This is a genomic window from Rhizobium sp. LjRoot254, assembly GCF_964254105.1.
Classification (GTDB): domain Bacteria; phylum Pseudomonadota; class Alphaproteobacteria; order Rhizobiales; family Rhizobiaceae; genus Rhizobium_E.
Window position 1 is genome coordinate 3261902 of sequence record NZ_CAXUSM020000001.1, and the last position, 12571, is coordinate 3274472.

The following is a 12571-nucleotide window of genomic DNA, read 5'->3' on the forward strand; positions in this document are numbered from 1 at the left end:
CCCCCTGCGGGAGAGGATAGCAAGTCCGCGTGAGCTCCAGCGAGCGCATGGACGCGCTTGGTGAGCGACTATCTTGCGTGTCAAGTTGCAATTTGCATTTCCATTCTCGCTTCTCGTGCTTTTGCGTTAAGGCGGACGAGGATTTTATGAGCCACGGCGATACGCGCGACCATTTTGGGCTTTCCCGCTTCGATCAACCTGCGATGGAAGGCAGCGAGGCTGTTGTCATATTTGCAGGCGATCCAGGAGATCACGTAGAGAATGGACCGAACCCGTTCACGACCGCCCCTGATATGACGCTGGCCTTTGCGCTTGCCGCTGTCGTCGGCCAATGGCGCCAGGCCGGCAAGCTTGGATACTGCCTTGTTGGAGATCAGGCCGATCTCGGGCAGTTCGGCCATCAGGATGGCGATCGTCCGGCCGGCCACGCCCTTGATCGAGGAGAAGGCCTCGGCCAACTTCGCCCAAAGCGGATCGTCGTCGATAACAGAGGCGATCTCGCCTTCGATGTGACGCGCCTGACGCTTGAGCAGGGATATGACCTCATCCAGGCTGGCCCGCGCCTCGGCATCGTCGCAGCTCGACAGTCGCTGCTTCTGGACAGTCAGGTCGCAGGTGATCTGCGACAGACGCGTCACCAGGGCCTTGAGATGCAGCTGATCCACATCGGGCGGATCGCCGGCTTGGACATCCTTCATCGCCGCGAAGCTCGCGATCACGGCCGCGTCGATGCGGTCGGTCTTCTCCAGAAGTCCCTTGGAGCGCGCATGGTAGCGCACCGCGGCGGCGTTGACGACGGCGCAGCCAATACCCGCCTGCCACAGCAGCAGATAGGCCATCCGCTCCTGCCCGCCGGTGGCCTCCATCACCACCAGTTCGACATCCTCTGCTCGGCACAACACGGCCAGCGCCGCGATCCCATCCGCGTCATTGGCAAAGCGCGCATAGGTGCCGCTCGACGCCACGAAGGCATCCAGCACATTCTTGGAAACATCCACTCCACAAATGTTCAACATCACGGTAACCTGCCTTGTTCGTGCGATCGGGTTCAACCGACTGTTCGGTCGTGCGTGACAACGGCGAAGATCCCAAGCTCACCAACGGTTGTAGCCAGAGGGGTAACGGGCGACTTCGCCGCGCCTCGGGTGGGGTGGCCATCTCACCCGAGGCTCAGTCGCAAGCATCGCACAATCCCAATGAAAGTGGATACAAGGGGTGAAAACCCAGCTCCACCAGCAGATCTCACCCATGCCCCGCCTGCATCGATAGCATCGCGGGATGAATTCCCATCAGCGCCAGAGCCCGATCATACTTGTCATCCAGCCCATGGTCGAAAATCAGGTTCTCATCCGCCGGGCAGGTCAGCCAGCCGTTGTTGGCGATCTCGCTTTCGATCTGGCCGGCACCCCAGCCGGCATAGCCGAGCAGCAGCGACGCCTTCTTCGGCCCCCTGCCCCGCGACATGGCGCGGATGATATCCACTGTCGCGGTCAGGCAGATCTCGTCGCTGACCGGGATCGAGGACTGGGTGAGATAATCATCGGTGTGCAGCACGAAGCCACGGCCGGATTCGACCGGGCCGCCCTTCTGGATCGGGAAATCACGCGTCTCATCGGGCAGCAGGATCGCATCCTCGTCGGCGACGATCTTGAGATGGCGCAGGATATCGACGAAGCTCAACTGCTGCGGCTGGTTGATGATGAAGCCCATGGCGCCATCGCTGGAATGGGCGCAGATATAGACCACGGCGCGGGAAAAATTGCCGTCAGGCATGCCCGGCATGGCGATCAGGAACTGACCGTCAAGAAATCCGCGCTCGCCTTTGCTCTTCAAAGTCTGGATATCGACCATGGCTCACAGCCTATCAATTCGCGGTGAAATGAAAAGGACGAAGATGCATCGGGCCGGCTTTTTTCGTAAGAGAGTCATGGCGGCACGCTGGCATTCGCCGGATGTGAATGGGCCGGAAACCGGGAAGTGCATGAATTGAAAAACCTTTTTAGAGCCGTCCTGTTTGCCGTGCTCGCGGCTTTGAGCTGGCTGCCGCCGGCAGCGCAAGCAGCGATGAGCCAATGGGCGGAATCCGAGGGTGGCCGGATGCGGCTGGTGGTGATCTCGCAGCCGCGCAACGACGCGATCCTCGCGCTTCTGCAGATCGAACCTAAGCCCGGCTGGAAAACCTATTGGCGCGACCCCGGCGATGCCGGCATGCCGCCGCAGCTGGACTTTGCAGGCTCGACCAATCTCGTGCTCCGATCGGTTTCATTTCCCGTGCCGGAGATCGGCCAGGATGATGGCGGCCGCTTCGTCGGCTATCACCAGCCAGTCAGCCTGATCGTGGAATTCGCAAAGCCGCTGGCCGATGCGCCTTCCACGATCAATCTCAATGCAATCGTCGGCATCTGCGAGAAGGTGTGCGTGCCCTTTGTAGCGAGCTTTTCAGTGCCGTTGAAACCGGGCCAACCGGAAAGCGAGGAATTCATGCAGCTGCAGCTCGCGCAGTCGACCCTCCCCGAGAAGCCGGGCAAGGATTTTGAGATCAGGAATTTGCATCTTTCGATAAACGAAAAGCTGATTGAGGCGGACGTCGCGATTCCCAACGCCCAGGCACCGCAGGTCGCATTCGTTGGGCCGCCGGGACTCAGATTCGGTGAGGTAGAGATCGATGCCGGCGCGGACAAAATCGCTCACATCCGCATCCCCATCATAAGCGAAAAGGCGCAGGCGGGGCGTACGATCACCATGCTCGTCAAATCAGGCGGCCGCGCGATCGAAGCAACCCTTGCGCTGAGATAGCGGCAACGATATCCACAACCAGAATTTCATCACGTCAGGAGAATACCAGCATGACTATCGCCATCGGCGACACTTTGCCCGCCGCCACGCTCAAGGAAAAGACATCGGAAGGTGTCACCGACATCGACCTCCGGGAGTTTCTCAAAGGCCGAAAAATAGTGCTCTTCGCGGTGCCGGGCGCGTTTACGCCCACCTGTTCGCTCAACCACCTGCCGGGCTTTCTCGAAAACCGCGACAGCTTCTTCGCCAAGGGCGTCGACGAGATCGTGGTCCTGTCGGTCAACGACCATCACGTGATGCAGGCCTGGGCGAAGGCCTCCGGCGGCGAAGGCAAGATCCGCTTCCTCGCCGACGGCTCCGCCATCTTCACCAAGGCCATCGGGCTCGACAACGAGATGAACGGCATGGGCATCCGCTCGAAGCGTTACTCCATGCTGATCGAAGACGGCAAGGTCACCCAGTTCAACATCGAGACCGTGCCGGGACAGGCCGAGGTCTCGGGCGCTGCGACACTGCTCGGCCAGCTCTGATCAGTATACGTGAGGGGCCGCCCGATCGGCGGCCCGTCGCTTTTTTTCACAAGCTTCGCACCGCCGCGACGTCATCCTCGGCCTTGTGCCGAGGATCTGGTGAGGGAAGATAGACCCACCATCGTCGATTGCTTGATGAGCGTCACCAGATCCTAGGGACAAGCAACCGTGGTTTTCAGGTTGCGAAAGCTGGATCGGTCCTTGCGATGGCGTTGAGGATTGTGATGAGCTTGCGGATGGTGGCGACCATGGCGAGTTTGAAGGGCTTTCCGTTCTGCCTGAGGCGCTTATAGAAGCCGCCTAGGATTGGGTCGCCTGCCTTGATGGCGCTCAAGACCGCCATGTAGGCAATATCGCGCAGATGTTTACGACCGCCCGAACACCGTCCCGGCCGGTTGGCTTTTCCTGATTGGCGTGCATGCGGTGCGACGCCGAGAAGAGCGGCGACGGTCTTACCCGAGACCTGGCCTAGTTCCGGCAGGTCGGCGAGCAGCGTGGTGGCGAGCACTGGTCCGACACCGCTGACCGCCGTGAGCCGGTCGCGGCGTTGCCTGAGCGCCGGATTGTCGGCGACAAGCGCATGCACCGCGTCCTTGATGCGCACGATCGCTCGCTCGATCGCGGCGAGGCGCTCTTCGATCAAGCTGAGCACCAGGGGTTCGGTCTCGGTATCGCACTGGCTGAGCAACCCACTGCGCTCGGCGACCAGCCGCCGCCTGTGGCCGAGCAGCGCCCCAAGGCTGCCAAGCGCCGGATCCCGACGGTAGGGTGCAAGCGCCTGATGGGCGGTCGCGAGATAGCGGGCAATCACGGCGGCATCGATCGCATCGGTCTTGGCGAGCTGTCCGATCGAGCGGGCAAAGCCGCGCACGCGCGATGGCTGCAGGATACGGACATCGATGCCCGCGGCATGGAGCGCGTCGGCAAGCGGCCGTTCATAGCCACCCGATGCCTCAAGACCGACGACAGATGCCCCCAGAACACGCAGGCGTGCGATGAGATCACTGAAATGCTCTGAAATATTGGCGAGCACCAGGACGTGACCCGCAGGATGGATGTGGACATCGAGGCGGGCTTTGGAAACGTCGATGCCGACAAAGGAAAGTTCAGATATCATGGCCTTGCTCCCAGGCTTGTGGTGCGGGCGAAAGCCCGATCAACCGTTCGGGGTCTAAGGGAGCAGGCAGGGCCAAGCTTGTCCTCGGCTATTCAAAGCCAGCCCAAGTGAACGGCCTCCTGCCTGCACCGGCCGGAAGTTCAGTCCGGCCGGTGCATCAAGTTAAACACACTTCGTCCACACAAGCCCGAGGATGACGACACGCGCTGGCTGGCGGAGTGCAGAACAGGCACCAGCCGCCGGCCTCTGATCACATCTTCATGTTCTTCATGTCGTGGCCGTCGTCGCCCTTGTTGGCGGGTTCGACCTTGAATTCCACCGCGATGTCACCGGCCTTTTCGAAGGTCAGTACGGCCTTGATCTTCTCGCCTTCCTTGAAAGGCGTCTTGACGCTCATGAACATGACGTGGATCGCGCCGGGCGATAGTTCGACGGTCGCGCCGGGGGCGATTTCGAGGCCGCCGGGAACTTCACCCATCGTCATCATGCCGTTGTCGACCTTCATTTCATGGACCTGGATCAGGTCCGCGACATCCGACGAGATATTGATCAGCCGGTCCGGTTCGGTGCCGTGATTGGTGATTGTCATGAAGCCACCGCCGGTCTTGGCGCCTAGGTTCATCGCCTTGGACCAAGGGTGATGGATTTCAAGATCGCCGGCCTTATATTCGTGCGCGAACACTGGGGTAGTGGAGAGGATGAGTACGATAAGCGTGACGATCACGCGATTTGCGATATGCATGGATTTGCCTTTCAGAATTCATCGGGATTCTTCGCGCGAGGTTGCGCGTGCGATCAAATGAGGAATTCAGGTGGCCCGCGCGGAGAGGCACCGGGTCCGAAAGATACGGTGATCGGTAGCGATTCCAGCGACGTGAAGTCGGCTGCGATCTCCTGCCGCTCGATTGCCGCCGCCTCGACGGGCGGCGCGGGAATGAGGATGCCGGATGCGATGCGGCAGGCCTCGCAGCCATGCCACGTGACCTTGCCCGGTCGGCCATCGTCGCCCGGCACGCAGAGGTCCGCGACACTGCCATCGGGCAGGACATAGATCGCCAGATCCTGCACCTGTAGCGGCTTGGCCGCGACGGGCTGGTGCGCCAGCCCCGCAGACACGAGCAGCATCGCGCATAAAATGCGCAGCGATGCCATCGCGATGTTCCACTTAGCCGTCATGCAATTTCCCGGGATTTCCGGGATGGGTTTAGCCCGATCGGGAGCATTTGACAATGCGGCATGCTGTAAAGGCGAAGGGGCCGGATGTCCTCACCCGGCCCCTCTTTCGTTCAAATCGAATGTCAGTTCGTGCGGGTGATATCGACCGGGAAGAACAGCGTCTCACCCGAAGAGTCTTTCACGCCGTCATTGTCGGTGACCGCAAAGGCCTTGCCCGAGGCATCGAAGGCAAAGCCCTCGAGCTTGTCCACGACATAGCCGTTGAGCGCCTTGAGGTCGGGAATGAAGTCGCGGACTTCTTCCTTCTTGACGACAGGCAGTTCGCCGCCGAGCTTGGCGGGCTTCAGTTCGGAAAGCGCCACGCGATAAAGCTTCTTGAGCTTGGCGTCCTTGCCGATCAGGTTGTCGCGCTCGATGACATAGACATTTCCGTCATGGATGGCGATTTCGGACAGGCCGACCCAGCCATCGCCGGCTGCTTCGAGCGGATAGCGCACCGCGCCCCATTCCTGGGTCGAGGGCTTGTAGGACACGAGCTTGACGAAGCCCTTCGGGTCATCCTTCCACTCGCGTTGCACGGCCATCCACAGAACCATGTCGTCGCCCTTGCCATCGACCGCGATGCCTTCGAAGCCGAAGCGGGTTTCATTGGTGAGGAGTTCGGCGGGAAGCGCGATCTCCTCCTTGATCTTGCCCTTGCCATTCACGTGGTAGAGCGCATGCGGCACGAGCTTTTCCGAATTGCCTTCGGAGGCGAGCCAGAAGCCGCCATCGCCATCGGTGGCGATACCTTCGATATCGAGCTTCTGGGCCGGCTGGCCGTCACGCTTGACGACCAGTTTGCCGGTGATCACGGCGGGCGTCAGCGTTGCGTCGATGGTGAGGATCGAGGGCTGGCCGCTATAGACCGAGTCGGTCACGGCATAGAGCCGGCCGGGCTTATCAGGCACTGCGGCGAGGCCCGAAAGCGCGCCCCAACCGATGATCTCGCCATCCTTTTCCTCAGAGACGAGCTGCGGATAGGCGGGCTTGGCATCGCTCATCTCATAGAGCATGACATGCGAGCGGGCGCCGCCATCCTCGATCAGGTCGACCTCGTTGGCCGTTGCGAAGAGCTTGCGCGACGGAATGGCGACAGCGCCCTCCGGCGACACGCCCGACGGCAGAAGTTGAATGAGGCGCGGTTCGGCGCCGGTATCCTCATAAACTGCCGCGATGGAGGCTCGCTCGGTGAGAACCATGAAATATTTCTTGCCATCGATCTCGGCCGTTTCCAGACCTTCAGGTTCGATACCCTTCTTGCCGGCGCGGCTTTCGGGGAAATGGCCGATGCGGGCGATCGCCTGTTCGAGCGATGCGCCGGATTCGTAGAGAACCTTGCCCGTCGTGTCGAAGATGGTGAAGCCGCGCGAGCCGCCTTCATAATCACCTTCATTGGCGACGATGATGCGGTTGTCGTCCAGCCATTTCACGGCATCGGGTTCGCGGAGCACGCCTTCCAGCTTCTCGGAGAAATCCAGCGCGCCATCGGTGGTGGCGTCGATGCCCGACAGGTCTGTCTTGCCGGCGGAGAAGTGCGTCTTCACCGTGCCGGTATTGCCGTCGATGATGACGATCTCGTTGTTTTCCTGCAGCGTCAGCGCGATCTCGTTCTTGGAATTGATCGCGACGAATTCCGGCTCCGGATCGTCGGCTGCGACGCCTGTAATGCCCCTGAGATCGACATGCTTGATGGCGGCGCAATCGGCGGCCCCATCCTTGATCGGCACGATCACCAGATCGCCGGCCGGCATCTGCGGGATCTTGCCGTCATCAATGTCCTCGTCGCGCTCATTTTCGATGGCGATTACGGCGATCGTCTTGTCCTTGGAGATCGCGATCGAATCGGGCTGGCCGCCGAGATCGCAGCTCGCCTCGACCTTCTTGGTCGCAAGATCGACGGTCTCGAGATTGCCGGTCGGATGCTGCTTGTCCTTGCCGGTGTTGACGGCGACGAAAGCCTTGCCGCCTGTTATGGCGACCGAGGTCGGCTCGCCATCGAGCATGACGGAGCCGAGCGCCTTCGGCGCCCTGGCGTCCGTGATGTCGATCAGGCCCACGGCCTTGAGCGGACTCGACGTGTAGACCAACGTATTGCCATCTTCCGTCGCGGCGATGATTTCCGCTGAGGTCACCGACTTGGCATCGACGTCAACCGGCGTGTTGTCGGCAACGGCGAAGGAGGCGATGCGGTTGAACACCGGCTCGGCATGGGCAATAGCCGCAGTCGAGGCCAACAGGACCGCGACCGCCGCCGGAATTGAAAAATGTCTCGTCATGGAAATCCCTCCTGTTTCGTTCAGGAGGTCTTTGCGCATGTGCATGACAGGCAGATGACAGCGGGATGTCAGACGATTTTATCGACAGGTGCCTTCGGCTTCTTCTTGAACGGCGCCATGGCCAGGCGGGCGAGTTCGTCAGCGCGTTCGTTCTCAGGGTGACCGGCATGGCCCTTGATCCAGTGCAGGTTGACCTTGTGCCGGTTGCGCGCCTCGTCGAAGGCCTGCCAGAGTTCGGCGTTCTTGACCGGCTTCCTGTCGGCAGTTTTCCAGCCGTTCTTCTTCCAGCCGTGGATCCACTTGGAAATGCCGTCCTTGACATAGGCGCTGTCGGTGTAGAGATCGATCTCGCAAGGGGTTTTCAGCGCCTGCAAGGCCGAGATCGCGGCCATCAGTTCCATGCGGTTGTTGGTGGTCATCGCCTCGCCGCCGGAGAGTTCCTTCTCGGTCTCGCCATAGCGCAGGATGGCGCCCCAGCCGCCGGGACCGGGATTACCCGAGCAGGCACCATCGGTGAAGATATCGACATGCTTCATGCGGTCACCGGCAGCTTGAGCCCATATTCGGCGGGGTTTGCGATGTTCTGGTGGAAACGCAGCTTGCGGAGATATTCCTTGGGGTCCTTTTTGGTGACCATGGCGCCTGATGGAGTCATCAGCCAGTCGTAAAGGCGGGTGAGGAAGAAGCGCAGCGCCGACCCCCGGCAGAGCAGCGGCAATGCCTCGGCTTCGGCCCGCGAGAGCGGCCGCACCGACTGGTAGCCCTCGATCAACGCCATGCCCTTGGTGATGTTGTAGGACCAGTCCTTCTCGAAGCACCAGGCATTGAGGCAGACCGACAGATCATAGGCGAAGAAATCATTGCAGGCGAAATAGAAGTCGATCAGGCCCGACAGATGGTCGTCGAGGAAGAAGACGTTGTCCGGGAAGAGATCGGCATGGATGACGCCTGCCGGGAGATCCTTCGGCCAATGGCTTTCGAGGAAATCGAGCTCTGCGCGCACTTCCCGCGCGAGGCCCTTCTCGACCTCGTCGGCGCGGGCTTCGGATTTGTCCCATAGCGGCCGCCAGCCGGAGACGGAGAGCGCGTTCTTGCGGGTGATTGCAAAATCTTCGCCCGCGACATGCATGCGGGCCAGAGCCTCGCCGACCGCGCGGCAGTGATGGGCGGCGGGCTTGCGCAGCCACATGCCTTCGAGGAAGGAGATCAACGCGGCGGGCCGGCCGGCGAGCCGGCCTAGCAGTTCGCCATCCTTCCGCACCACGGGCAGCGGGCAGGACAGGCCGCGAGCGGCGAGATGCTGCATGAGGCCGAGAAAGAACGGCAGATCGGCGGGATCGACGCGCTTTTCGTAGAGCGTCAGGATATAGGGTGCCTTGCTGGTATGAAGCAGGAAATTGGAATTCTCGACGCCTTCGGCAATGCCCTTATAGGACATCAGCGTGCCCGCGTCATACTGGGCAAGGAAGCGTTCGAGTTCGTCTTCGGTGATATCGGTATAGACTGCCACAGCGATTTCCCGTGATGCACATATCCTCTGACGCATAGCGCGCGGGACATCAGATCGCCAGCCCCGAAGCGACATGGGGCACAGGTTTTGGCAAGCGGAAGGAACAGCCAAAAGGCAAATGCGAACACTGAAGCGTCGGCGCGTTCTCTAACCAGATGGTTGACTGCCTTGCTCAGCACAATCTCATGGACGGATCATCGGAAGGCCATCGAGTGCCAGACCGAGAGCAATCCCATCGTCGGCTTCAGGACAGCCACGACAAAAAAGAGAGAGATGAAGACGATCATCGAGAAGCGAAACGTCGTCCGCTCAGCCTGGTATTCGGCACCTTTGATGAGATCATCATAAGATGGCAGCAAACCTGTCGCTCTCCATCGCATAAAGCTGCGGCCTACGAATACCACTGCGCTGAAAAAAACAACGGCAAGTGCCGGCAACATGAGCCAGATTCCGATGCCAGATATGACGTCAAGGGCACTCATTCGATGATCCAATCAACCAAAATGAATGAAGGCTTTAGCACTACCCATTCACCCAAGCCATGTCCTCATGCGTCAACTCGATCTTCCTCAGTTCCCGATTGACCGGGAAATGCTCGTTCTCCTCGGCCATTTCGGCGAGTTCGACGGTGGCGTCATAGCGCGCGCGGAAGGCGTCGATGATCTCGTTGACGATCACTTCGGGGGCCGATGCGCCGGCTGACAGGCCGACTGTTTCGAGGTGACCGAAGGCTTCCCAGTCGATCTCCGAGGCGCGCTGGACGAGCGCCGCCTGCCGGGCGCCTGATTTGAGCGCCACTTCCACCAGACGCTTGGAATTGGAGGAATTCGGCGAGCCGACGATCAGGAACAGGTCGCAATCGGCCGAGGCCAGCTTGACCGCCTCCTGACGATTGGTGGTGGCGTAGCAAAGCGATTCCGACGCGGGATCCTGGAGATTCGGGAAGCGCTCCTTGAGCTTGGCGATCACGTCCTTCATGTCATCTACCGAAAGCGTTGTCTGGGTCACATAGCCGAGATTGTCAGGGTCAGCGGGCGCATAGCGCTCGGCATCTTCCACGGTCTCGACCAGCGTCATGCTGCCGTCGGCCATCTGGCCCATCGTGCCGATGACTTCCGGGTGGCCCTCGTGGCCGATCAGGATGACGTGGCGGCCGAGGCGCTGGTGGCGCAGCGCCTGCTTGTGGACCTTGGAAACCAGCGGGCAGGTCGCATCGAGATAGAAGAGATTGCGGGCGATTGCATCCTGCGGCACCGATTTCGGCACACCATGGGCGGAGAAGACGACCGGTTGCTTGCGGTGCTCGTCGGGGATCTCATCCAATTCCTCTACGAAGATCGCACCCTTGGCCTCGAGGCCCTCGACCACGTAGCGGTTATGCACGATCTCGTGGCGGACATAGACCGGCGCGCCATAGGCCTTCAGCGCCAGAACGACGATCTGGATCGCGCGATCGACGCCGGCGCAGAAACCGCGGGGAGCACAGAGGCGGATGGTGAGCGGTGAAGCGGTCATGTCTACCTTATTGGGTCGTGGTCTGGGTCACCGCCGGCTTGCAGCAATCCGTGACCTCAAGATAGGGATTGGCAAAAGCGATTGTAACGGCAATTGCCACCAGCGCCGGCAGCCCTTGAACCATCAAAATGCGGCGAGAAACCGAATAGCCGCCATAGAGTGCTGCGACAATCACGCATCCGAGGAAGAACATCTTGATGTCGAATGCAAACAGCGGGCTCCACACCATCAGCGACCAGACCAGGCCGGCGGCGAGGAAGCCATTGTAGAGGCCCTGGTTGGCGGCCAGCACCGCCATCGTCTCGGCCTGTTCGCGCGTGTTGCCGAAGGTCTTCAGGCCATAGGGCTTTGTCCAAAGAAACATCTCAAGAACCAGAAAGAAGATGTGCAGCAGCGCCACCACGGCGACCAATATGTTCGATAAGAGATACATGTCCGGCCCCCAGAATTGCCTCTTACTAGCTTGCCTTCCGGCGGAATGCCAGGGCAGAAACGGCGAGCAGGACAGCCGCCAGCCCATACCATGTCACCGCGTAGCTCAGGTGGTTGTTGGGCAGGTCGATCTGGGTCACGCCGCCCTTGGGCCAGCCGCCCGGATTGGGCGTGGCATCGGCATCGAGAAAGAATGGCACGAGGTTGCCCGAGGGAACGGCAGCCTGCGCGGCCATCTCATCAATATCCTTCCAGAAGTAGAGTTGCTTGTAGGCTTCGTTATCGGGCACGACCCATGAGGGCTTTTCCGTGAGCTTGGCGCGGGCGAGACCTGTGATTGTCATCTCGCCAGTGATCTGGCCCTGCTGGCGCTTTGCCGAGTCCTTCAGCGCCTCTGGTACGAAGCCGCGATTGACGAATAGCGTGCGGCCGTCCGGCAGGATCAGCGGCGTGTAGACGTGGTAGCCGACCTCGCCATCGTCGGTGTTGAAGAAATACTGCTCGTGCTGGTGCTCAAAATGTCCAGTCGCGGTCATCCTGACATAATCGACGGCGGCGCCGGATTTCTCGCGTGCCTCGACATCGGACAATGCCATCGGAGTTGCGGTACTGCGCGTATTGATCTCGGCGATCAGCGCCTCTTTCCACTGCAGGCGGAACACCTGCCAGGTGCCGAGCGAGAGCAGAATTATTAGCGCAAAGAGAATCGCTGATATCGTGCCCCAGCCCGGCCTGCGGGCGGCATCAGCCACGGTCGATCTCGCCCGGTTTGGCTTTGTTGCGATATTGCAGCGCGATCAGCAGCGCCTTCAGCACGCGCAGCAGCCAGAGGCTCAGGCCGACTGCCAACGGTATCCAAAGGATCAGATGCAGCCAGATCGGCCAGCCGTAATTCGAATCGACATAGAGCGCCAGGCCAACGACGATGAAGCCGATGATCATGATGACGAAGACCGCCGGGCCATCGCCCGCGTCGGCGAAGGAATAATCGAGCCCGCAATTGCGGCACACCGGCCGCACCTTCAATAGCCCGTCGAACAGCTTGCCCTGGCCGCAGCGCGGGCAGGCGCAGGTGAGGCCCGCGCGCACGGGATCGACGGGTGGGAAAAGGGCTTGGTCTTCAGTTCGCTCTGTATCGGTCATGATCGACTGATAGACCATCCCGTGGTCCATTGAA

The 12571-nt window shown here is 60.7% G+C and carries 15 protein-coding genes; 2 read left to right on the top strand and 13 right to left on the bottom strand.

Going from position 1 to position 12571, the window contains the following annotated elements:
- Window positions 1-80: 80 nt before the first annotated feature.
- The gene (locus tag ACSQ26_RS16095; protein ID WP_436010505.1) at window positions 81-1016 is read right to left on the bottom strand and encodes an IS110 family transposase; all 936 of its coding nucleotides are present in this window, start codon (window positions 1014-1016) and stop codon (window positions 81-83) included.
- 226 nt (window positions 1017-1242) lie between these two features.
- Window positions 1243-1851 carry a YqgE/AlgH family protein gene (locus ACSQ26_RS16100; RefSeq protein ID WP_436010507.1) on the bottom strand — a complete coding sequence of 203 codons (609 nt, stop codon included), beginning with the start codon at window positions 1849-1851 and terminating at the stop codon, window positions 1243-1245.
- A 135-nt stretch (window positions 1852-1986) separates the two neighbouring features.
- On the opposite strand from ACSQ26_RS16100, the gene ACSQ26_RS16105 reads away from it, so the two are divergent.
- Window positions 1987-2796: a protein-disulfide reductase DsbD domain-containing protein gene (locus tag ACSQ26_RS16105; RefSeq protein ID WP_436010509.1), complete on the top strand. Its 810-nt coding sequence runs from the start codon at window positions 1987-1989 to the stop codon at window positions 2794-2796.
- 50 nt (window positions 2797-2846) lie between these two features.
- The gene (locus tag ACSQ26_RS16110; protein WP_436010511.1) at window positions 2847-3326 is read left to right on the top strand and encodes a peroxiredoxin; all 480 of its coding nucleotides are present in this window, start codon (window positions 2847-2849) and stop codon (window positions 3324-3326) included.
- A gap of 175 nt (window positions 3327-3501) precedes the next feature.
- Here the strand turns inward: ACSQ26_RS16110 and ACSQ26_RS16115 are convergent, their stop codons facing one another.
- The 11 genes from ACSQ26_RS16115 to ACSQ26_RS16165 form a co-directional block, all read right to left on the bottom strand.
- On the bottom strand, window positions 3502-4443 hold the full coding sequence (locus tag ACSQ26_RS16115) for an IS110 family transposase (RefSeq protein ID WP_436010513.1): 942 nt from the start codon (window positions 4441-4443) through the stop codon (window positions 3502-3504).
- A 250-nt stretch (window positions 4444-4693) separates the two neighbouring features.
- The gene (locus ACSQ26_RS16120; RefSeq protein ID WP_436010515.1) at window positions 4694-5185 is read right to left on the bottom strand and encodes a copper chaperone PCu(A)C; all 492 of its coding nucleotides are present in this window, start codon (window positions 5183-5185) and stop codon (window positions 4694-4696) included.
- Between the two features lie 53 nt (window positions 5186-5238).
- Complete coding sequence (locus ACSQ26_RS16125; protein ID WP_436010517.1) at window positions 5239-5619, bottom strand: hypothetical protein; 381 nt, start codon at window positions 5617-5619, stop codon at window positions 5239-5241.
- Window positions 5620-5741: 122 nt separating this feature from the next.
- Window positions 5742-7937, bottom strand: coding sequence for an esterase-like activity of phytase family protein (locus ACSQ26_RS16130; RefSeq protein WP_436010519.1), 2196 nt, complete (start codon window positions 7935-7937; stop codon window positions 5742-5744).
- Window positions 7938-8005: 68 nt separating this feature from the next.
- A complete protein-coding gene (rnhA, locus tag ACSQ26_RS16135; RefSeq protein ID WP_436010521.1) occupies window positions 8006-8473 on the bottom strand; it encodes a ribonuclease HI in 468 nt (155 codons plus the stop codon).
- Complete coding sequence (locus ACSQ26_RS16140) at window positions 8470-9447, bottom strand: homoserine kinase (RefSeq protein WP_436010523.1); 978 nt, start codon at window positions 9445-9447, stop codon at window positions 8470-8472. Before ACSQ26_RS16140 ends, rnhA begins: the two co-directional genes overlap by 4 nt.
- Before the next feature lie 194 nt (window positions 9448-9641).
- Window positions 9642-9929, bottom strand: coding sequence for a hypothetical protein (locus ACSQ26_RS16145; protein ID WP_436010525.1), 288 nt, complete (start codon window positions 9927-9929; stop codon window positions 9642-9644).
- A gap of 40 nt (window positions 9930-9969) precedes the next feature.
- Window positions 9970-10962, bottom strand: a complete 993-nt coding sequence (gene ispH, locus ACSQ26_RS16150; RefSeq protein ID WP_436010527.1) for a 4-hydroxy-3-methylbut-2-enyl diphosphate reductase — start codon at window positions 10960-10962, stop codon at window positions 9970-9972.
- A gap of 7 nt (window positions 10963-10969) precedes the next feature.
- The gene (locus ACSQ26_RS16155; RefSeq protein ID WP_436010529.1) at window positions 10970-11395 is read right to left on the bottom strand and encodes a DUF1304 domain-containing protein; all 426 of its coding nucleotides are present in this window, start codon (window positions 11393-11395) and stop codon (window positions 10970-10972) included.
- Window positions 11396-11420: 25 nt separating this feature from the next.
- Entirely contained in the window at window positions 11421-12146 is a 726-nt protein-coding gene (locus ACSQ26_RS16160; protein ID WP_436010531.1) for an SURF1 family protein, read from the bottom strand.
- Window positions 12139-12555, bottom strand: a complete 417-nt coding sequence (locus tag ACSQ26_RS16165) for a DUF983 domain-containing protein (RefSeq protein WP_436010533.1) — start codon at window positions 12553-12555, stop codon at window positions 12139-12141. The genes ACSQ26_RS16160 and ACSQ26_RS16165 overlap by 8 nt, the downstream gene beginning before the upstream one ends.
- Window positions 12556-12571: the final 16 nt, after the last annotated feature.